General features: G+C 40.3%; 18 protein-coding genes. 8 read left to right on the plus strand and 10 right to left on the minus strand.

Features of this window, described 5'->3' with window-relative positions; all coding sequences use genetic code 11:
- Nucleotides 1-33: 33 nt before the first annotated feature.
- From AC0JIQ_RS14160 to AC0JIQ_RS14185, 6 genes are all read right to left on the minus strand, one after another.
- Nucleotides 34-2013 carry an ATP-dependent helicase gene (locus AC0JIQ_RS14160; protein ID WP_474202016.1) on the minus strand — a complete coding sequence of 660 codons (1980 nt, stop codon included), beginning with the start codon at nucleotides 2011-2013 and terminating at the stop codon, nucleotides 34-36.
- A 118-nt stretch (nucleotides 2014-2131) separates the two neighbouring features.
- Entirely contained in the window at nucleotides 2132-2704 is a 573-nt protein-coding gene (locus tag AC0JIQ_RS14165) for an HdeD family acid-resistance protein (RefSeq protein WP_474202017.1), read from the minus strand.
- Between the two features lie 190 nt (nucleotides 2705-2894).
- Nucleotides 2895-3653: a hypothetical protein gene (locus tag AC0JIQ_RS14170; RefSeq protein ID WP_474202018.1), complete on the minus strand. Its 759-nt coding sequence runs from the start codon at nucleotides 3651-3653 to the stop codon at nucleotides 2895-2897.
- A 95-nt stretch (nucleotides 3654-3748) separates the two neighbouring features.
- Nucleotides 3749-6382 carry a type I DNA topoisomerase gene (topA, locus tag AC0JIQ_RS14175; protein WP_474202019.1) on the minus strand — a complete coding sequence of 878 codons (2634 nt, stop codon included), beginning with the start codon at nucleotides 6380-6382 and terminating at the stop codon, nucleotides 3749-3751.
- Nucleotides 6383-6416: 34 nt separating this feature from the next.
- Nucleotides 6417-6866 carry a hypothetical protein gene (locus AC0JIQ_RS14180; RefSeq protein WP_004659081.1) on the minus strand — a complete coding sequence of 150 codons (450 nt, stop codon included), beginning with the start codon at nucleotides 6864-6866 and terminating at the stop codon, nucleotides 6417-6419.
- A 156-nt stretch (nucleotides 6867-7022) separates the two neighbouring features.
- On the minus strand, nucleotides 7023-7385 hold the full coding sequence (locus tag AC0JIQ_RS14185; protein ID WP_346511261.1) for a winged helix-turn-helix transcriptional regulator: 363 nt from the start codon (nucleotides 7383-7385) through the stop codon (nucleotides 7023-7025).
- 99 nt (nucleotides 7386-7484) lie between these two features.
- Between AC0JIQ_RS14185 and AC0JIQ_RS14190 the strand changes: the two genes are divergently transcribed.
- Nucleotides 7485-8495 (plus strand): zinc-binding alcohol dehydrogenase family protein, encoded by a 1011-nt coding sequence (locus AC0JIQ_RS14190; RefSeq protein ID WP_474203272.1) that lies wholly within the window; start codon nucleotides 7485-7487, stop codon nucleotides 8493-8495.
- A gap of 45 nt (nucleotides 8496-8540) precedes the next feature.
- On the opposite strand, the gene AC0JIQ_RS14195 is transcribed toward AC0JIQ_RS14190, so the two are convergent.
- Entirely contained in the window at nucleotides 8541-8786 is a 246-nt protein-coding gene (locus AC0JIQ_RS14195) for a SlyX family protein (RefSeq protein ID WP_004659082.1), read from the minus strand.
- A 32-nt stretch (nucleotides 8787-8818) separates the two neighbouring features.
- Between AC0JIQ_RS14195 and AC0JIQ_RS14200 the strand changes: the two genes are divergently transcribed.
- A complete protein-coding gene (locus tag AC0JIQ_RS14200) occupies nucleotides 8819-10726 on the plus strand; it encodes an ATP-binding cassette domain-containing protein (RefSeq protein ID WP_474202020.1) in 1908 nt (635 codons plus the stop codon).
- Between the two features lie 59 nt (nucleotides 10727-10785).
- On the opposite strand, the gene AC0JIQ_RS14205 is transcribed toward AC0JIQ_RS14200, so the two are convergent.
- On the minus strand, nucleotides 10786-11316 hold the full coding sequence (locus tag AC0JIQ_RS14205; RefSeq protein ID WP_474202021.1) for an O-acetyl-ADP-ribose deacetylase: 531 nt from the start codon (nucleotides 11314-11316) through the stop codon (nucleotides 10786-10788).
- A gap of 129 nt (nucleotides 11317-11445) precedes the next feature.
- Between AC0JIQ_RS14205 and AC0JIQ_RS14210 the strand changes: the two genes are divergently transcribed.
- Complete coding sequence (locus tag AC0JIQ_RS14210) at nucleotides 11446-12381, plus strand: LpxL/LpxP family acyltransferase (RefSeq protein WP_474202022.1); 936 nt, start codon at nucleotides 11446-11448, stop codon at nucleotides 12379-12381.
- Between the two features lie 282 nt (nucleotides 12382-12663).
- Here AC0JIQ_RS14210 and AC0JIQ_RS14215 read toward each other — a convergent pair whose 3' ends face one another.
- On the minus strand, nucleotides 12664-13773 hold the full coding sequence (locus AC0JIQ_RS14215; protein WP_005218452.1) for an endonuclease/exonuclease/phosphatase family protein: 1110 nt from the start codon (nucleotides 13771-13773) through the stop codon (nucleotides 12664-12666).
- A gap of 189 nt (nucleotides 13774-13962) precedes the next feature.
- Between AC0JIQ_RS14215 and asd the strand changes: the two genes are divergently transcribed.
- The 5 genes from asd (at nucleotide 13963) to truA (ending at nucleotide 19789) form a co-directional block, all read left to right on the plus strand.
- Nucleotides 13963-15081 carry an aspartate-semialdehyde dehydrogenase gene (asd, locus tag AC0JIQ_RS14220; RefSeq protein WP_004659097.1) on the plus strand — a complete coding sequence of 373 codons (1119 nt, stop codon included), beginning with the start codon at nucleotides 13963-13965 and terminating at the stop codon, nucleotides 15079-15081.
- 141 nt (nucleotides 15082-15222) lie between these two features.
- Complete coding sequence (locus tag AC0JIQ_RS14225) at nucleotides 15223-16710, plus strand: type IV pilus assembly protein FimV (RefSeq protein ID WP_474202023.1); 1488 nt, start codon at nucleotides 15223-15225, stop codon at nucleotides 16708-16710.
- 61 nt (nucleotides 16711-16771) lie between these two features.
- Nucleotides 16772-17962 (plus strand): FimV domain-containing protein, encoded by a 1191-nt coding sequence (locus AC0JIQ_RS14230; protein WP_474202024.1) that lies wholly within the window; start codon nucleotides 16772-16774, stop codon nucleotides 17960-17962.
- A 44-nt stretch (nucleotides 17963-18006) separates the two neighbouring features.
- Nucleotides 18007-18975 (plus strand): asparaginase domain-containing protein, encoded by a 969-nt coding sequence (locus AC0JIQ_RS14235; protein ID WP_346511266.1) that lies wholly within the window; start codon nucleotides 18007-18009, stop codon nucleotides 18973-18975.
- Nucleotides 18976-18991: 16 nt separating this feature from the next.
- Nucleotides 18992-19789, plus strand: coding sequence for a tRNA pseudouridine(38-40) synthase TruA (gene truA / locus AC0JIQ_RS14240; RefSeq protein ID WP_474202025.1), 798 nt, complete (start codon nucleotides 18992-18994; stop codon nucleotides 19787-19789).
- A 41-nt stretch (nucleotides 19790-19830) separates the two neighbouring features.
- On the opposite strand, the gene AC0JIQ_RS14245 is transcribed toward truA, so the two are convergent.
- Nucleotides 19831-20838, minus strand: a complete 1008-nt coding sequence (locus AC0JIQ_RS14245) for an AraC family transcriptional regulator (RefSeq protein WP_004659105.1) — start codon at nucleotides 20836-20838, stop codon at nucleotides 19831-19833.
- Nucleotides 20839-20891: the final 53 nt, after the last annotated feature.

Genomic DNA, 20891 nt, shown 5'->3' on the forward strand with positions numbered 1-20891 from the left:
TCAATGAATCAAAAGAAATTGAATCTAGCTAGTTTAATCGAAATCAATCCCAAAACCTAAATTGATTGTAGTCGTGCGAGAACGATTGCTTTGACCATAGCCACGTGGAATATCTCGATGAATCTGAACATCGACTAAATGTTGAGGTAAATCATTGAGGAAGTAACTTTCTATTTTTCTTCCTAGCTCATCATATTGATCTTGTGACCATAAATTTAAATTCTGTTTGGTCAAAATCAATTCATCTTCTGCTCGTGTTAAGGCCACATACAGCACACGACGCTCCTCCTCCACATCATCAAAATCGCCTTGTGCACGTGCATGAGGATATTGATTCGGAGAAACATGTGGGACATAACAGACTTTTTGTTCAGCGCCCTTAGCTGAATGGATGGTAATCAGCGTCACTAAATCTTGGTCAGGCGTTTTATCAATTTCTGAGATAGAAATTGGATCAAGTACATATTCCTCTAAGAATTCCCCAAGAGCACTGTGTTTACGTGCCAATTGCTTGACCAAATCAAAGTCTTTAACACGGCGTGACCAATCTTTAGTTTTATAATTATTTTCCAGCTGTTCATTTAGCGCATCCAGTGCGAGGCCAATACAAGCTTCAACATGCTGCTGCAATACATCCAGTTGCATCAAAATTAAAATCGCCTGTTGCGGTACTTTGCCATGCCGCTCTAAACGTTGGCAACGGGCTTCGATATCAGGCAGTTGAATCAGTTCTTGCGCCAATTTACTGGCCCCCACATCGCCCACACCATCCCAAAGCGTCAGGAAACGCATCCAGGCTAAGTCATCCTGAGGGTTAACACTCACCCGCAGTAAGCTCAATACATCTTTAACATGTGCAGACTCAAGCAGTTTTACCCCGCCAATAAAACGATAAGGAATATTGGCGGCAATCAAAGCACCTTCCAAATAACGCCCACTAAAACCTGAGCGCAGCAACACCATATGTTCTGCCCAAGCCGCACCTTGCCTATGACGACCATTCAAATCCTGAATAATCCAATTGGCTTCCTCAAACTCATTGCTCAAGATATGCAGTTGTGGCTTTAAACCTTTACCTCGGTAAGCTTGAAGATGCTTGTCATATTCAATTTGGCTCTGCTCCAGCAGCCAATTGGATAAATCTAAAATACCTTGGGTCGAACGATAATTCATTTCTAAAGTCAGCACATCTGCATCGGGTACACGTTCTTTAAAATGATGGATATTTTCGAAATCTGCGCCACGAAAGCCATAAATGGATTGTGCATCATCCCCTACGCAAAACAGTTTTACCTTGCCAACTAAAGGCTGAAGCAAAGCCCATTGCAGTGGATTAGTATCCTGCATTTCATCAACCAATAAGGCAGAGCAGAAACCAGTGACCCACTTCACTAACTCTGGTGAACTTTGCAAATGCACAGCAACAATAGATAGGATGTCATCATAATCTAGAAAATTACGTTCTTGCTTGCGTTGCTCATAGGCTTTCATCAATTCAGCAATTTGAGCTTTATACTCAACCGCTTGGGGTAGCTGCTCAACCAATGCATCTGACAATTTGGTTTTAGTATTCCGCGCATAAGAATACAGATCGCACAATTCTGCAGCCTTCGGCAACACATTGCCCTTATCTTTACCACGCAATAAGCGGAACATCAGCAACTGATCATCTCGATCAATAATACTGAACTGGGTCAGCCCAAAAGCCCGTGGATTACGGCGCAATAGATACATACAAAAAGTATGAAAGGTTGATGCACGTAAACCTTTGGCCTGTGCGCCCATATGTTGTTCAACACGTGTCACGATTTCACTTGCTGAACGTCGGGTAAAAGTTAGAACCTGAATTTGTTGTGCAGCTAAACCTTGATCAATTAAATATGCTGCTCTTGCCACGATGGTTTTGGTTTTACCACAACCAGCTCCTGCCAAGACTAGACAATTTTGTGCTGTCGTTGTGGCTGCTTGTTTTTGTTGTGGGTTCAGTTCATCAATTAGCTTGGCAAGCGTCATACAATTGGTCAGTTAGAAATGAAATACTATTTTAACAGACTCAAGCCATTGAAATGTTTCCAACTACAAAAACAAAAAGAGCATGTGTATTACATGCTCTTAGTTTTAACTTGATCGTTTAAATTGTAGTTGAGCTATGTGGTAACTGTTTAATTGCACCAGCAAAAGTTAAGTAATTAATCCCTTGGAACAAAATATCAATCGCAAGGAACATCCCTAAGACCCAGAATGGTGAATCAGGTGATGAAAGAATGAGAATACCTGTAAGCAAGGTTAATATGCCAGAAAAGAGTACCCATCCCCAGCCTGAAATTGGTCGTAGAATAAAGGCATTTACGCTACGAATAATCCCAGCAATAACTAATGCAATCGCCAAGAAACTGGTGAGCACCACCGCGGTAATCACAGGCGTAGTAAAAGCAAAGTAACCCGCTGCCAAATACAGCACACCAAACAAGGCCCACAACCAACGTGTACCCCCTTTAAACACCATAAATGCGGCAACAAAATGCAAGATACCACCCAACATCATCAACACACCGAACAACAACACGGCAGATAATGTTGCAAATGGTAAAGCTGCTAAAAGAACAAGACCAAAAATAACCAATAACACGCCCAATAACAGATACCATTTACGATCAGCGTGTAGCTGATTGCGAATCAGATCGTTACCCACTGTTTTCATCATTATTTACTCTTTTATCATCAATGTTATATCTACATTTTGAGCGAATTTTCCGCTCAGTTCTGTATAAGGCATGTTGATAATTAATGATTTAATGTCAGGAAAACTCATATTTTATTCTGTCATTCTCTATCTAGGCCATGATTCTAATCACCAACGCCCATCTCTGGATAAGTCGAAACTTATCCACAATTTATTTGATCCAGCCTATTTCTTGGGCAGTAAGTACACTTATTACCGTCTGCTCTAAATCGTTTGGCATTTTACTTTTGTGTTCCGATAGAGGAATACGTCCTCCCATAATTTCAGCTTCAGTTTGTGGATAGAGCGGCTGTTTATCTGCCTGTGCATAGCCAATCGGAAAAATAGGTTCACCATTGGCTAAGTTATATTTATCGGTCGCGCCAAAACCATGTAATAACTCATGTACCAATACCACATTGTTTTGCTGTGTCTGTTTAGCTGAGGCAAACAGGTTGACTGAACCAATGCGCCCACGTTCCAGCGCAGTTGAGTGCTTGAGTTCCCGACTTTGCTTCGGATCATAGAAATTCAGATATAGAGTTAAACTCGGTGAACCATCAATCGATTGGTGCTGTTTCCATGCATAGAATCGGAACTTTAGACTCCACAGAATATTATTCAGAATACTTGGCTGTTCAGACATCTTCGGTGGTGCTTGCTGCAATTCCCGCCCAATCTCGATCATAAAGTAACTGCTTTGTCCTTGATATTTCTGGCTATTTTTTTCTAGATACTGCTTCACCTCAGCAAAATCATCTTGCTGCAATTGTTGAATATACTGCTGTGTTGTAGCTAAACCATCAGCATTAATCGGATGCAACAGCACATTAATCGGCTGATTCCAATCCTGATTTTGATCACGATAAGCATTGATCGCAACAATTAACAACACCAGCAATAAGCATGCAACTCGGATATTTTTCCACATGCATTTCACCCCAATAAAAATTAATTTTTCTTTTTATTTGTTCTATAAAAAATGCCAGCAATCGCCAGCATTTTTTTAAACTTTAATGTTTAAGCTTATACCCATTTCCCATCTTGAAACACCAGACTCCACTTGGTTTGCTTGCCTTCAGCGGTCTCAGAACCCACATATTGTGCTTGGTTCTTACGGCTGAATTTCACGACCGTTGGATTACCTTCTGGATCGACATCTGGAGCTTTCAACAAGAACTGGTATTTCGGATCAAGTTGCTCAGCAACACTGCGTAATTCAGCGACTTTCGGTGCACGCGTTTCACGGATTTTCGGGAATTTGCTGGCTGCTAAGAACAGACCTGCAGCGCCATCGCGTAACACGAAGAAATCATCATGCTTGGCTGAACGTAAGTGTTCCATTTTGATTGGATCAACACGCGGTGGCGCTGGTTGGCCGCTCTTTAACACTTTACGGGTATTGTCACAGCTTGAACAAGCGAAGTACGGACCAAAACGACCTGTCTTTAACTGCATTTCGCCATCACATTTATCACATGGAATGGTTGGACCATCATAGCCCTTAATCTTGAATTCGCCTTCTTCAACTTCGTAGCCATCACAATCTGGGTTATTACCACAAACATGCAATTTACGACCACCATCGACTACATAACTGTCCATTGCTGTACCGCATTTAGGGCAACGGTGTTTCGACATCAAATCAGCAGTTTCAGCACCATCATCATCCGACAATGCCGCTAAAGACTCGACTGGTGTTAAGTTGAGTGTGCCTTTACAACGCTCTTTCGGTGGCAGGTTATAACCTGAACACCCTAAGAATACACCTGTTGTTCCGGTACGAACCTGCATTGGACGCGAACATTCAGGACAAGAAACATCGGCAACTTCGACTGGCTGATTACGGCGCATGCCGCTTTCACCCTGCGCATTGGTTAAACGTTTCTTGAAATCACCGTAGAAGGTATCCAGTAACTCTTTCCAGTTACGCTCACCCATTGCGACACGGTCTAATTGACCTTCTAAATCTGCGGTAAAGGCATAATTCATCAGGTTATTAAAACTTTCATCCAGACGATCCGTCACGATCTCACCCATCTTCTCGGCAAAGAGACGACGGTTTTCCAGTTTTACATAACCACGTTCTTGAATAGTTGAAATAATTGCAGCATAAGTCGAAGGACGACCAATACCTTTTTTCTCTAATTCTTTGACCAAAGACGCTTCAGTAAAGCGTGCAGGTGGTTTGGTAAAATGCTGGCTTGGATCAAGCTTTTCTAACTTAAGTACTTCACCGACTTTCACCGCAGGCAATAAAATATCATCATCCGATTTATTGGCACCACGAACACGGGTAAAACCATCAAATACCAGTGTGCGACCTTTCGCCTTTAGCTCAACATTTGACGCTTCAACAGTCAAGGTCGAAGATAAATATTCTGCTGGTGTCATTTGACAGGCAACAAATTGACGCCAAATCAAATCATATAACCGTTGTGCATCACGCTCTACGCCCGCAAGTTTATCGCCAGTCAAACCAACATCTGAAGGACGAATGGCTTCATGAGCCTCTTGTGCACCCGCTTTATTGCCATAGCGATTTGGCTTGGCAGGGACATATTTTTCACCAAAATTTTGTTGAATATGATTACGCACCATATTTACAGCGTCATCACTCAAAAAGGTAGAGTCTGTACGCATATAGGTAATAAAACCACCTTCATACAAACGCTGCGCCAGCATCATGGTTTTCTTCACAGAGAAACCTAAACGCGTACTCGCCGCTTGTTGTAGGGTTGAAGTGATATACGGTGCGCTCGGATTAACTTTGGTTGGTTTATCTTCACGCAACACCACTTTATATTCCGCATCTTTTAATACGTTCAATAACGCATCAGTTTCTGCTTTATTTTTGAGCTTAAGCGTTTTACCTGCTTGCTTAACCACTTCAAGGCGTATGTCTTCTTTCTTAGAAATGGTATCTGCAAAAACTTGCCAGTATTCTTCTGGAATAAATGCACGGATTTCACGTTCGCGTTCAACCACCAGTTTTACAGCAACTGACTGCACGCGTCCTGCCGATAAACCACGGGCAATCTTTTCCCATAGTAATGGCGACACCATAAAGCCCACCACACGATCGAGGAAACGACGCGCCTGTTGAGCATTAACACGGTTTAGATCAAGTCGTGTTGGCTGTTTAAATGCTTCTTGAATGGCATTCTTGGTAATTTCGTTAAAGACCACACGATGGTAGCGACTATCATCCCCACCAATCACTTCTCTTAAATGCCAAGCAATGGCTTCCCCTTCTCTATCCAAGTCCGTTGCGAGATAGATTGCATCTGCATCTTTGGCGAGTTTTTTCAGTTCGGCAACCACATGTTCTTTGCCCGGAAGCACTTCATAGTGTGCAATCCAATCATGCTCTGGATCGACACCCATACGATTGATCAGTGCGGACTGGGCTTTTTCAGCTTTCTGTTCATCCGTCAGTTTAGTACGAGTTGCGGGCTTCTTTTCAGTCGATTTCGCCCCGCCTCCTGTCGGTAAATCACGCACATGACCCACCGATGACTTCACCACATATTGTGAACCCAAATATTTATTAATTGTTTTCGCTTTTGCAGGCGACTCCACAATCACTAAGGCACGTTTCTTTGCAGCAGGTGTAGGAGCTGCTGTGCTTTCTGAAGCAGAGCGTGGAGTATTCGCCATAATAAATCGTTTTTCCTATAATCTAATCAAATAATTAGCGCTGAGCTAATTCATGTAAATATGCTTTCATTGCTTCAAGCTGAGTGGCTCTTAAATCAGTTTCTTCATCCCAATATAGCCCGACACAGTTTGCCTGCATATCAATAGCATAAACTCCTGTTAATGCAATGGGTGAATCATTAAATTTCTGATCCCCTTGAACAACTTGAAGTTTGCCATCAACAACTCTTGCACGCATTAAAGCTAAACGCCCTTCTGGAATCAGCACACTATAATAAGCCACCATACTGGCACGCTTTTCAGAAGCCATTGGAATTTTTGTCCAATCAGGTGCGACGATTAAACGGGGATGTAATCCCATTTTTCTAGCTTGATCACGCATCATACCTAATGCTTTTTCTCGAGGACTCACACGCAGACCAAAAATCGAGCCCAAGACAAATAGAACTATCGCAACTGTAATCCAAATTCCAACATTACTCATAAACTTGCCCAAAACTTTCTTTTATTAGCGTTACATAAGTTGAATCTAAAACGCAAGTTACAACATGAAAATAATACTGAAATCATTTTTCAGTGCTAAAAGCCTCATTTTGAAAAATAAAATCCTTTCATTTAGGTATGAAAAACAATTTAAACTTTATTGGTTTAACGATAATTTACCAAATCGATCTAAATGGGCATCTCCCCAAGTTTTTAAAGCAATTAAGATCTGCTCTAGACCATGACCCAATTCTGTCAAACTATATTCAACTTTTGGTGGAACCTGAGGATAAACTTCACGGTGAATGATGCCATCTTGCTCTAATTCGCGCAGCTGATTAGTTAACATTCTCTGGGTAATGCTTGGAACACGTTTCCTAATTTCATTAAATCTTAAAGTCCCTTCGTTCAATAGATGCCATAAAATCACGGTTTTCCATTTCCCATCAATTAAGCTAATTGCTGCTTCAACTGAACAACCAGGAGAACAATCAAAACTCGAATGTCGAACTTTTGCCATTTTACAGTATCCTTTTTGACACTATGAGCGTTATTTGTCTGTAGTCACAAAATATAAGCTTACGCTATGCTCAAACTCCTATCAAGAGGAAGAAAGATGATGAAAGCTGTAGCGTATCAACAAGCAAATTCAATAACTTCAAAGCAAGCACTGGTCGATATTGAAATCCAGTCCCCTATTGCACAGGGATATGACCTACTGGTTCGAGTTCAAGCAATTTCTGTAAATCCAGTTGACACCAAAATTCGTAAGCATGTAAGTGCAGAACACAATCAATGGAAAGTCTTAGGTTGGGATGCTGTTGGTATTGTAGAGGCTATCGGGGAAAATGTTTCCAATTTTAAGGTAGGTGATGAGGTTTGGTATGCAGGTGCACTCAACCGACAAGGAAGTAATAGTGAGTTACAATTGGTTGATGAACGTATCGTTGGGCATAAACCTAAATCTTTAAACGCTGAACAAGCAGCCGCGTTACCATTAACAGCCATTACCGCTTGGGAAATGCTCTTTGATCGCTTACAAGTTCCCAAAGTAGCCGCAGAAAATACAACTATTTTAGTCATTGGTGGTGCTGGGGGCGTAGGCTCAATTACGATTCAACTTCTCAAGCAATTGACCAACTTAACGATTATCAGCACCGCTTCTCGTTCCGAAACAAAAACTTGGGTTGAACAACTGGGTGCAGATTATGTCCTAGATCATCGCCAACCTTTAGCTAAACAAATCAAACAATTGAATTTAAATGCACCCAAATATGTATTTTCAACAACACAAACAGATCAACATCTTGCAGATATTGCTGAATTGATCGTGCCTCAAGGGCATTTTGGTTTAATTGATGACCCAGAACAGCTTGATATTAAACTCTTTAAATCAAAATCGGTTTCAGTTCATTGGGAGTTTATGTTCACACGTTCAATGTTTCAAACTGAGGATATGATCAAACAAAGCGAACTATTGAATAAGGTGGCCCAGTTAGTTGATGATGGACAAATTAAAACCACGGTTAACCAAGTTTTATCACCCATAAATGCGGAAAATTTAATAACAGCACATCAACAAATTGAAAGTGGTTCAACCAAAGGGAAAATCGTTCTCCATGGTTTCTAGACCACTAAAAATGAGTTCCATGGTAAGTCTTATATTTACCATGGCTTAGTAATGCGGTGGTTTATTACTCATCGGATCAAAAGGCGCGATTCCTTCCGATAAATCAGAAGATTCAACACGACGATATAAAAGTTGCATTTGTTTTTTTAAAATTGCAATTTCTTGAGTCTGAATTGCGAGCTGTTGATTTAATTGTTCAACTAAATCGTCTAAAAATGCAATTCGGACTTGCAAATCTTCAATGGGTGCGGACAATGACGCGTGATCATCAAATTTTTGTGGTTTAGTCATTTCAGACCTCATCTGAACTCTTAGGAAACATTATGGCCTACATTACTTTAAGGGATGTCCATCTCGCATTTGGCGGACCTGCCCTACTCGACGGCGCGAACTTTAACCTAGAACGTGGCGAACGAGTCTGTTTAATTGGTCGTAATGGCGAAGGCAAGTCTACTTTATTAAAACTGATTGAGGGAAGTTTATTACCAGATACAGGTGAAGTTTCGATTCAAAATGGTTTAACTGTTTCAATGTTAGCCCAAGACGTGCCGATGGATTCAGGCAAAGTGGCCGATATTGTTGCTGATGGCGCAGGAGAAGCTGCAACCGTACTCAAAGACTACCATGAAGCAAGTGATGCCTGTGTATTAGGTGATATGGAAGCTTGCGATCGTATGGGCATGTTGCAGCATAAACTCGATCAGCTCGATGGTTGGGCACTTGAAAACAAAGTAAATACCATTTTAGGTAAAATGGGGCTAGATCCAAATGCAGATTTAGCAGATCTATCAGGTGGACGTAAGCGTCGTGTGCTCTTGGCACGTGCCCTACTTACCCAACCTGATGTGTTATTACTGGACGAACCGACAAACCATTTAGATGTAGAAAGTATCGAATGGTTAGAAAAATTCTTACTTGATCAAAATAATCTAACTCTTTTATTTATTTCACATGACCGTTCATTTGTAGATAGCATTGCAACACGTATTGTTGAACTCGATCGAGGTGTTTTACGTGGCTATGAAGGCAATTATTCACGCTATTTAGAGCTCAAAGCTCAGCAAATGGAAGCTGAAGAAAAACAAAATGCTTTATTTGATAAAAAATTAGCTGAAGAAGAAGCGTGGATTCGTCAAGGCATCAAAGCACGCCGTACCCGTAATGAAGGCCGTGTCCGTGCCTTAAAAGACTTACGTGAACAATCTAAAGCACGTCGTTCACAGCAAGGCAAGGTCAGTATGGCGACACAAGAAGCTCATCGTTCTGGTAAGTTAGTGTTTGAGATTGAAAATCTAAGCGTCAGTTATGGTGAGCAACCGTTAATCAAAGACTTCTCAGCGATCGTATTACGTGGTGATCGTATCGGTTTAGTCGGCGATAATGGTGTGGGTAAAACCACCCTGATCAAAGCGATTTTAGGTGAAATTGAACCTAGCGGTGCGGTGAAAACAGGTACTCAACTCGAAGTTGCTTATTTTGACCAGTTGCGTAATGCCTTAGACCTTGAAAAAACCGTCATGGCCAATGTTTCAGAAGGTTCTGATTTTGTTGATGTGAATGGTAACCGCCGTCATATTTATAGTTATTTGCAAGACTTTTTATTCTCGCCAGAACGTGCGCGCACCCCAGTGAAAGCCCTATCTGGTGGTGAGAGAAACCGTATCTTATTGGCAAAATTATTGCTCAAACCATCGAATTTAATCGTCATGGATGAGCCAACCAATGACTTAGATATGGTGACACTTGAGCTACTTGAGGAAATGCTGTCTGACTACAAAGGTACTTTGTTACTGATCTCGCATGACCGTGCTTTCATGGACAATGTTGTGACTTCGACTTGGGTATTCGATGGTAAGGGCAATATTGATGAGTACATTGGTGGCTATCAAGATTACTTGGAACAACGCCCTGACCAAAAAGTGGTTGATCAGAAAAGTGATGTGAAAAAAGCGCAAGCTAAAGCCGAAGCAGCGGCTGCCGCAGCACTAGTACCGAAGAAGGTCAAGCTGAGTTACAAAGATCAGCGTGAGTTAGAACAACTCCCCGCTGAGATGGAAAAGCTAGAAAAAGAACAAGCCGAACTTTCAGCAAAACTTGCAGATGGTTCTTGGTTTGTCTCTGACGCTAATGCTGCGACTTTAGCGAGTCAACGTTTAGCAGAAATTGAAGAATCTTTGCTTGAGAAGTTGGAACGTTGGGACATCTTAGAAAATATGTCGAAAGGCAATTAATCAGATGATGAGCATCTATCCATAAAATGATAGATGCTCTATTAAAATCCAATGAATGCTTAGATTTCAAAATCATCTTTTAATGACTGATAAATATTAAAATTTTCATCATCAAAACAAACAAAAATTACTTCTTGGACTGACTGACTTTGCTTTAACTCGTCATTAATCACTTTAAACGCGATTTGAACAGCAAGCTGTTTAGGAAACCGATAAATTCCTGTTGAAATATTTGGAAAGGCGATTGTTTTTAAACCCAGATGATCGGCGAGTTTAAAACTATTACGATAAGCATTTTCTAATAAAATTGGTTCGTTCTTCTCACCATTTAACCATGTTGGTCCAACAGTATGAATCACATATTTTGCTGGTAGATTTCCCGCGGTGGTTATCACCGCTTCACCTACTGCACAACCACCCTGTTTGGCATGGATTTTTTGAGACTCTGCCAAAATCGCGGCACCTCCACGACGATGAATTGCACCATCCACCCCACCGCCACCTAAAAGTGAGGTATTTGCTGCATTGATGATAGCATCCACTGCGATTTGGGTAATATCTCCCTTAAGTATGCTTATCTGTTTCAACATGGTCTCCTGATCAAAATATTTATTTATCTATACACAAAAAGGCTGTGCTTTATCTTTTAGATTTAAAGTCGTAAAACCGACTTCATGTTACACTGCTTCAAAATTCAATATCATTCATATTTCTAGTTTATGAGCCAACAATCGTCTTATATTCCTGGTGAGTTTCAATGGGAATTTTTATTCCCTAAGTATTGGAAAATCTGGATCGCCATCACTTTTCTCATGCTCTTAGCAATCTTACCTTGGGCAATTCAATGGCGCTTGGCACATGGTTTAGCCTCATTATGCTGGCACTTGCTCAAATCACGTCGAAAAACCACAATCAGAAATCTGGAAGTTTGCTTCCCTGAATGGTCTCCTGTTGAGGTTGAAGCACAAGCAAAACAAGTGTTTGTCGACATGATGTTGGGGGTATTTGAAACATTAAATGCTTGGTATTGTCCAAATTGGTTTAAAGGACGCCATAGTATTGAGGGTCTAGAGCACATAAACTCAGCCAAAGCACAAGGCAAAGGTATTTTATTGCTAGGTACACACAGTACTTTATTGGATGCCGGTGGTTATATTTGTGCTCAATATTTTGAGCCTGATGTGGTCTATCGTCCTCAGAATAATCCGATGTTGGATATGCTGATTTATCGTTGTCGCGCAACCATTTATCAACAGCAAATTGATCATGATGATATGCGTGGCTTGGTTCGTCGCTTAAAAGATGGCGGTGCGATTTGGTATAGTCCAGACCAAGATTTTGGCTTAAAACAAGGTGTCATGGCGCCTTTTTTTGGTGTTCCTGCTGCAACTGTTACTGCACATCGTCGTCTATTAAAAATCTCCAAATCTGTTGCAATCCCGCTTTATTTTTATCGTTATGGCGATGTTCGTAATCCGCAATACAAAGTTCTGATTGAGCCTATTGTTGAAAATATGCCTAGTGAAAATGAACTCGATGATGCAATTCGGGTGAATAGAATCATTGAAGCTCAACTGCGCATTGCACCAACTCAATGGATGTGGTTTCACCGTAGATTCAAAACCCGAGCAGAAGGTTACGAGAAAATTTATTAATATTTAGAGAAAATTAAAACCCGAGTTTCGCATCCTGCAAAACTCGGGCAAATGAGGTTGTGCTTTCACGTCATTTTTATTATCTTGCTTCCATCGCATGCATCATATCCTTGATGCGTTTTCCATCTCAGCGTCGCTATCCTTAATCGGAAATCCTTTCCTGCGTCCTTGTGCTGATGTATTTAGAATAAACCTTTTGATCAAACTCGACTATTCGCCGCAGACTTAAATCAATGTACGATATTGCTTACATCACGATATTTGCCATTTCATTCTATTGAGTCACTTATAAGGCTGAGCCAATTCATCTACAACTTGCTTGTGCTCTTGTTCTGCTTTTTCTATACCATCCCGAATTGCTTCTTCAGCCTCTTGTTCATCTTCAGCGCTTTGCTCAAGTTCTTCCTGCTGTTGCTCAAAAATACGACCCGTCTGTAAAACGACATAAATTGGAAAATGATCAGAACCTATATGAGATAAGCGTTTCATTTCCACTAAGCCAAAGTCAGTACTATGAAAGATATGGTCTAAAGACCAACGTAAAAGTCGATAATCTGCGTGAAAAGTATTCATGAAATAGCGACCTACCCGTGGATCTAGCAAACCACTGATTCGTTGAAATAATCGCGTGGTGCGTGACCATGCCACATCATTAAGATCCCCCATGACAATACAACTTTCATCCAAATCTTTTATTCGATCGCCAATAATTAAAAGCTCAGCATCTCTTAAAGTTGAATCTTTGGCTTCAGTTGGGCTTGGTGGTTTAGGATGCAAACAATATAACTGTACTTGGATACCTGAACGTAATTTTACTGAGGCGTGTATAGATGGAATTTCATCGCTTAAAATAAATTTAATTTCAGAATCATCTAAACGTAAACGGCTATACAAATGCATGCCATATAAATTATCCAATGGCACTGCAACACGATAAGGATATTGTTTTTCTATAGGCTGTAATGCATCTTGCCAATTCTGATCCGACTCTAATGTCAGTACTAGATCTGGTTGTAAATCATCAATATGTTTCAACAATAAATCATATTGATGATTAGGTGTAAGTACATTAGCAACTAACAAAGAAATTTGCTGTTCTGGATTTAATTGTTCTTGTTTCACTTGCTGAACTTGTTTACGCCATATTGGCGTGTAAGGCAAAACCATTTTTAATTGGAATGCGACCGCTGCGATAAGCCCCAAAAGCAGTACTTCTCGCGTTAAAGTCCATTCTGTTTGCATAAATAGCAAACCCAATAGGGCGATTATTCCTATTGCCAATATTTGCAAACGAGGAAAATCTGCACCGCGAAACCACCATTCATCACGAGGAATCAAGGACCATAGGCTCAGCCAAATAACCAGTACCGCACAGAATTCGATCCATATCATGTTAATTGTACTCTTAGGGTTATCTTGGATTTTTTAAAGAAGTTATAGCTTTATCAATTTTTTATCTAATACAAACAAGTTATTCCACTCAATAAAATTATCGTTTTATTTACGTAAAGCTTGCAGTTGTGGTCGCTTTTGATACACTCAAACCCCTTTAAAGTTTTTTACATACCGAGGCACAATGACATGAAAGTAGGTCTGGTCGGTTGGCGTGGGATGGTTGGTTCTGTCCTCATGCAACGTATGGTTGAAGAGAATGATTTTGCTCACATTGAGCCATTCTATTTTTCTACCAGTAATGCAGGTGGCGAAGCACCTTCATTTGGTGGTAAGACTGCGCCAGCACTTATGGATGCGTCAGACATTAACAGTCTGAAGCAAATGGATGTCATTTTAACCTGCCAAGGTGGTGATTATACATCTGAAATTTTCCCTAAGCTAAAAGCTGAAGGTTGGGATGGTTACTGGATTGATGCAGCATCTACGCTACGTATGGCAGATGATGCAATCATCGTACTTGATCCAGTCAATTTAAACGTGATTAAAGATGGTTTAGTCAACGGCACTAAAACTTTCGTTGGCGGTAACTGTACCGTTTCTTTAATGTTGATGGGTTTAGGCTCTCTGTTCCAAAATAACTTAGTGGAATGGGCAACTTCGATGACTTATCAAGCAGCTTCTGGTGCAGGCGCGCAAAACATGCGTGAATTGATCACTGGAATGGGCTATTTATATAACAATACAAAAACGTTATTGGATGATCCAAAATCTGCAATTCTTGATATTGACCGTCAAATTGCCGAGTTACAACGTGGTGAAGGTTTTCCAAAGTCTAACTTTGGTGTGCCATTAGCAGGTTCATTGATCCCATATATTGATAAACAGCTTGAAAGTGGTCAATCAAAAGAGGAATGGAAAGGTCAAGTTGAAACCAACAAGATCTTAGGCAATCAACAGATTGTTCCGATTGATGGTCATTGTGTTCGTATTGGTGCAATGCGTTGTCACTCTCAAGCCATTACTTTGAAGTTGAAAAAAGATGTTGCGCTTGATGAAATCGAAGATATGATTCGTCAATCAAGCCAATGGGCGAAAGTGGTTCCAAATACCCGTGAAGCCTCTATGACTGACCTTACTCCTGTTGCTGTGACTGGCACTTTAACAGTTCCAGTTGGTCGTTTACGTAAGCTCAATATGGGTAAAGAGTATTTAGGCGCATTCACTGTGGGTGACCAATTACTTTGGGGTGCTGCTGAACCTTTACGTCGTATGCTTCGTATTTTGGTTGAATACAAGAACGCTTAAGCAAAAATATTTAAAAAACAAAAGCCGATCACATTTGATCGGCTTTTGTTTTTTATCAAACATGAATATTTTACAATTCATTTACATCACGGTAATGTATACTTTTGAATTGACTAAAACATCACTTTTTCATGGATCGAGATGACTGTTTATAACAAATTAAAAGTTGCCATTTTAGCCATCATTTCTTCGCAACACCTTTATGCGATTACACTCGATCCATTGCAAATCCAATCTGCACCTGGTGAATTACTCTACGCAGAAATGAGTTTTCATCAAGCCGATCCTACCGCAAAATTAGATGTAGGCTTAGCAACACCTGAAGATCTTTTAATGATGGGTGCTGCTCATCAGCCTCCGAGTGGCCTAAATTTTTATACACGCCGTAATTCACAAGGTGAAGGGGTGATTGTGATCACTTCTACACGTCCAATGACAGACAGTGAACTTAATATTATTCTTAAAATACAAGAAAGTGGTGCAGCACATTTAAAGCATATTAAGCAGCCTATAGGACAAAGTTCGAGAGCGATATCCGCTAAAGCAGCTGCAAATGAAAAAACGCTTTCACCTAAATATATTGTCAGTGAAAAAGATATTGCGCTCAATTTACCCGAAAGCACTCGCTTCAGTTCACCAATTGCAACAAATGCAAAAGAGCTTAATTTAAAGCAAGAAAATTTATTAAATGTCTCCTCTGCTTTACCACCAATATTAAATAGCTCACAATCGAAGCAAAGCTCTCCAGTAGCAATATCCGTTGTTACAACGCCGATACCGAGCCAGAATCAGGACATTGTAAATGCAAAAATTAGCCCTAAAATCGAAACAAATAATATAAATACGACTGCACCAGTAAAAGTTGAATCAAATCCAACTGCTACCATGACTAAACAGCCGATTGTTCAAGTCGCAGCTCAGCCAGTTCAAACTGCGAGTCAACCACCTAAACCAATCGAAAAAGAATCAAAACCAGTTGAACCACAAGAAAAATTTAAAAAACAACAACCTACAAAAACTGCACAACAAGCTCAAAAGAAAGCACCTGCCACAAATAGCAATTCCATGACTGCATCTAATAACTCAGCTCAACAGCATGTCGTGCAGCGTAACGAATCTTTGTGGAGTATTGCGCAACAAATCGCATCACAAACACAACAGCCTGTTGCTAAAGTTATGAATCAGATCAAAGCACAGAATGAGCATGCTTTTATTGGTGGCAATGCAAATCGTTTAAGACAAGGGTCTCGTTTAAATTTCAATCTAAATACAACACCATCTCGTCAAAATACAGCTATAAACCAAATAGCAGCACAGACAACACATCCTCGATCAGGTCAAGCCAAATATCGCCTGCAGCAAGCGGAAATGTCACTGGTCGCTGAAAGTAACCAAGATTCAAGCAATGGAAGTGCGAAAAAAGACACATTACAGCAAAAAACCAGTGCAGATTTATCATTAAAAGTTATGACAGCACGAGAAAAAACCGTTACATTACAAAGAAACGTAACACAGTTAGAATTGGCATTACGTAACAAGGAACAACGTATTCAGCTATTAAATGCTCGGCTTGCAGAGTTACAAGATCAGTTGAAAGTGCAGCAGGAAACTAAAAAGCCAACACGCTAGGTTACGAGAAGATTCTCATAAATTTGCAACAAAGCGGCTCTATCTTTAAGGGGTATAGATCATGTCAACTATAATAATTGTACTGCTAATCGTCGTATTAGTTGTTGCAATCGTTTTAAAAAAACGCAGTGACAACCAAACTACTGCAACATCTAAAAAAGGTGCTACAGCAAAATCAGCGAAGAAAGCAGCTACAACTAAAACTTCACGTACGACATTAGCACGTGAAGAACAAGAATCTGTTCCAGCCGCCGCAACCGCGATTCCAGAGTCTTTACGCCAGAAAATTGAACAGCAAATTCAAAGCGGCAATTATCAAAGCGCAGAAGCACAAATCAATCAGATTTTAAAACAAGATAACTCCCAACATGAGTTATATTTATTTCTCCTTGATATTCACTTAGCTCAAAAAGATGATTTTGCAATTGATCAATTGATCAAACATATTCATGCTTTGAAACTTGATGATATTGCTCAAGCTGCTGAAGCAAAACAACGTGAATATGAAAAAAATAAACAACCTGATGCAATTGAGTTCAGTTCAAGCTCAAGCCATTTTCAGCAAACCAGTACATCAGATACTTTAGCAAAAGAGCAAAACAACGCAGATTTTGACGCATTAGCGGCATCAAAAACGTCACAATCATTTGATGACTTACAATCTGGATATGTTGCACCAGCAGAAGAAACTAAACCAGTTGAACCAGTCCCAGAAGTTCAGCCACTAGATTTTAATTTTTCCTTCGAGAAAAAGGAAACAACTGAAGCTGCGCCAACAATCGAGCAACAAGAGAATAAAGAGCCTGCTCCTTTAGAATTCTCATTCAATTTAGATGCTGCACCTGCATCCCCTCCTGTAGTTGAAGAAGCAAAACCTGAATTAGATTTCAATTTTTCAAACTTAGAAGTTACAGAACAAAAAACTGAAGCAGCACCAACGTTAGATTTTAGTTTTGAACCGACAGAAAACAAGCAAGTTGAAGTTACAGAAACAGTTACGGAATCAGTTGTTGAACTTGAACCTGTTCAAACCTCGCCTCAAACTACATCTGTTGCAATCAATGACCCTCTTGTACAATCATTTCCTGATTTACAACAACTTGATGAAGCACAGCTCAATCTAGAACTTGCTGAGCAATATATTGAATTGAGCGCTTATGATTCTGCACGTGAATTATTAAAAAATAGCCCGTCATTTAACGCAGAGCAACAACAACATTCACAAAGTTTACTGAATAAAATAGCTTCCTGAATTTGATCGGTCTAATATAAGCAGTCTCTCAGACTGCTTTTTTTATGATGAAAAAAATCGCTTTAATTTATATGGGTGGGACGTTTGGTTGCGTTGGCGAACCATTGATGCCGATGCCAGAACAGGATTTTTTACCTTTATTAGCTAAGATCATTCCACCTCATTTACAGGTCAAATGCTTCGCTGCACCAAGTATCAAAGACAGTAGTGCCTGCACCGCAACGGATTGGCTAAAGTTGGTACAACAAATCCAGCAATTGCAACTCAATAGTTTTCAACATTTTGTCATTATTCATGGGACAGATACTTTAAGTTACGCTGCAGCAACACTTGCTCGTTTCTTGGGACATTCTTGTCATGCCATCATTACAGGTAGCCAATACCCATTATTGAATGTTGAAGGCAATGATACCCGTGAATTTACAGATGCCACAGGCAACCTATATTTAGCATTAGAGCAAGTCCTCTCTTTGCCAACGGGTGTTTATCTGGCGTTCCATGAACAAGTTTTTCACGCACAAACGACCTTAAAAGCACATACCACTGAGTTAGATGCTTTTGTTGGTGTTAAAGCAGATCAAAGTTGTCAAACCACAGCAGATTCTCTTGTTGTTCAAAATGAATATATTCAGCAAGTAACTGAACTCAGCATTTTAAATTTGATGTTGCAACCGATTGCAAAAGAACAACTCATTCTACAATTAAAAAATATTCTGCTTAACCCACCAAATTTCTTGATTCTACAAGGATTTGGCACAGGCAATATTGCAGTAAATGACGAAATTCTGATGTTGTTTGAGCAACTTTACCAAAAAAAATGTCTGCCTATTATCAGCACCCAAGTGACCTTTGGGCAACTAGATCAACGTTATGCCGTCAGTTCATGGATTCAATCTGCCAAAGTTTTAATCAATGATTGCCACAGCCATGCTGATTTATATGCAAAAGTCTTGCAAATCTATTTAAAATATCCGAGCCACGAACAATGGTTCGCGAATTGGCATCAGCATTAATATTTGAGGTTAAAACATGCAACGTTATGCAATCGGTATTGAATTTTGTGGCACGCAATACCGTGGTTGGCAAACCCAGCAGGCTGGCGTTATCACTGTTCAGGAAACCATCGAGAAAGTGCTGAGCCGTATTGCCAATGAGCCCATTATTTTGCATGGTGCTGGACGAACTGATTCAGGTGTACATGCAACCAATATGGTAGCTCATTTCGACACCGAAGCCATTCGCCCAGAACAAGGTTGGATTCGTGGCACCAATAGTCAACTTCCAAAAGACATTTCAATTCAATGGATTAAATGCATGGATGAGAACTTCCATGCACGGTTCAAAGCCACTGCACGACGTTATCGTTATGTCGTCTATAACGCACCCACCCGTCCTGCACTATTGTATAAACAAGTCACTCATCTTTATCAAAAACTAGATGTACCGAAGATGATTGTCGCTGCAACAAAATTTGAGGGAACGCATAATTTTGAGACTTTCCGAGCTGCTGCATGTCAATCCAACCAACCCATACGTCATGTAAAACACTGCCGTCTATTTGAGCATGGACGCTATTTAGTATTAGATATTCAAGCCGATGGATTTTTACATCATATGGTACGGAATATCATGGGATGTTTACTAGAAATCGGACAAGGTATGTACGAGATTGATCATATCGATACCATGTTTGCCGCAGAAGACCGTACGGCTGCAGGCATCACCGCCCCACCTGATGGTTTATATTTTATTCAGTCCTATTATCCTGATGAGTTTGATTTACCACAGCTGCCTTTAGGTCCCCAATGGTTAAATCTGCCTGAATAAAAAAAGCCTTATCGAGAGATAAGGCTTTTTTCTTAGAAAAATTAACGCTGTTTACGCTTACGATATTCGACAGGGGTTTCATTCGTCCAACGCTTAAATGCACGATAGAACGTACTTGGTTCAGAAAAACCTGTTAAATACACAATTCTTTCTACACTCTCATTGGTATTCGCCAATAATTTCTTCGCTAGACGGCAACGATAATCTGAAAGGATTTGCTGGAAGCTCGTATTCGCCTCGCTAAGCTGTGTTCTTAAGCGGCGCGGCGTGATGCTTAATTGAGCGGCAACTGTTTCTAACGTAGTTTCACCACTTTCTAAAGTTGAACCAATCGCACGACGAACTTCACCAACCAAATCATATCGCGCAAGCTCTTGTAATTTCTCAATCGCTAGTTGTTCATGTAATTGTAGTAGTTCTGGTTCAGCTTGCCACAATGGATAATCAAGCACTGCAACATCAAAATAAAGACGTGTCGCTTTTTGTCCTAAACTAACAGGACAACCATATACTCGGAAATATTCATCATCATCAGCACCATCACTAAAATTAAAGTCGATATAAATTGGCTGAAACTGACCTTCAGTAATAAATTTAAAGAAACGTAAGATGCCTGACATAGCACATTCAGAGAAATGGCGATTGACTAAATTATCTGACCAAAACTGTTCACCGTTGGTAAGATAACAACGACCATCTTCAACTACGAGTTTTGCATCAAAAGCATCACTGATCAGACGCTGATAAGCTAAAGCTCGTTTTAGCCCCTCACCAAATGTTTCACTACTAATAAATAGATGCTCAATCACCTGACCACGATAGAGTGGTAAATGCTCACCTAAATGCAATCCAATATCAGGATCATTGCTGACTTCCTGTGCAGCAATCCAAAATGCATTTTGCGCACTTAATGGCGTTCTGGCATTGGTATCAATTTGATTTAGCGCTACCCCTGCTTTTGTTAGAATCTCTTCAGTTGGCAATCCTGCTTTACGAATTGCCTGATAACCAAAGCGCAATACAACTGATGCATCTGTTAACTGACCCACGCAGTGCCCTTCCCTGTAGATACGTTCTTGTAACAATAACAACAATTTTAGAT

This window comes from Acinetobacter sp. FB, assembly GCF_056033405.1.

What these genes read in the sequence shown, in the direction of transcription:
- AC0JIQ_RS14210 (WP_474202022.1), top strand. Translation starts at nt 11,446, where the DNA reads ATGAGCCAACAATCGTCTTATATTCCTGGTGAGTTTCAATGGGAATTT.
- AC0JIQ_RS14215 (WP_005218452.1), bottom strand. Translation starts at nt 13,773, where the DNA reads ATGATATGGATCGAATTCTGTGCGGTACTGGTTATTTGGCTGAGCCTA.
- AC0JIQ_RS14165 (WP_474202017.1), bottom strand. Translation starts at nt 2,704, where the DNA reads ATGATGAAAACAGTGGGTAACGATCTGATTCGCAATCAGCTACACGCT.
- AC0JIQ_RS14160 (WP_474202016.1), bottom strand. Translation starts at nt 2,013, where the DNA reads ATGACGCTTGCCAAGCTAATTGATGAACTGAACCCACAACAAAAACAA.
- AC0JIQ_RS14185 (WP_346511261.1), bottom strand. Translation starts at nt 7,385, where the DNA reads ATGGCAAAAGTTCGACATTCGAGTTTTGATTGTTCTCCTGGTTGTTCA.
- AC0JIQ_RS14225 (WP_474202023.1), top strand. Translation starts at nt 15,223, where the DNA reads ATGACTGTTTATAACAAATTAAAAGTTGCCATTTTAGCCATCATTTCT.
- topA (WP_474202019.1), bottom strand. Translation starts at nt 6,382, where the DNA reads ATGGCGAATACTCCACGCTCTGCTTCAGAAAGCACAGCAGCTCCTACA.
- AC0JIQ_RS14180 (WP_004659081.1), bottom strand. Translation starts at nt 6,866, where the DNA reads ATGAGTAATGTTGGAATTTGGATTACAGTTGCGATAGTTCTATTTGTC.
- AC0JIQ_RS14195 (WP_004659082.1), bottom strand. Translation starts at nt 8,786, where the DNA reads ATGACTAAACCACAAAAATTTGATGATCACGCGTCATTGTCCGCACCC.
- AC0JIQ_RS14200 (WP_474202020.1), top strand. Translation starts at nt 8,819, where the DNA reads ATGGCCTACATTACTTTAAGGGATGTCCATCTCGCATTTGGCGGACCT.
- AC0JIQ_RS14170 (WP_474202018.1), bottom strand. Translation starts at nt 3,653, where the DNA reads ATGTGGAAAAATATCCGAGTTGCATGCTTATTGCTGGTGTTGTTAATT.
- asd (WP_004659097.1), top strand. Translation starts at nt 13,963, where the DNA reads ATGAAAGTAGGTCTGGTCGGTTGGCGTGGGATGGTTGGTTCTGTCCTC.
- truA (WP_474202025.1), top strand. Translation starts at nt 18,992, where the DNA reads ATGCAACGTTATGCAATCGGTATTGAATTTTGTGGCACGCAATACCGT.
- AC0JIQ_RS14235 (WP_346511266.1), top strand. Translation starts at nt 18,007, where the DNA reads ATGATGAAAAAAATCGCTTTAATTTATATGGGTGGGACGTTTGGTTGC.
- AC0JIQ_RS14190 (WP_474203272.1), top strand. Translation starts at nt 7,485, where the DNA reads ATGAAAGCTGTAGCGTATCAACAAGCAAATTCAATAACTTCAAAGCAA.
- AC0JIQ_RS14230 (WP_474202024.1), top strand. Translation starts at nt 16,772, where the DNA reads ATGTCAACTATAATAATTGTACTGCTAATCGTCGTATTAGTTGTTGCA.
- AC0JIQ_RS14205 (WP_474202021.1), bottom strand. Translation starts at nt 11,316, where the DNA reads ATGTTGAAACAGATAAGCATACTTAAGGGAGATATTACCCAAATCGCA.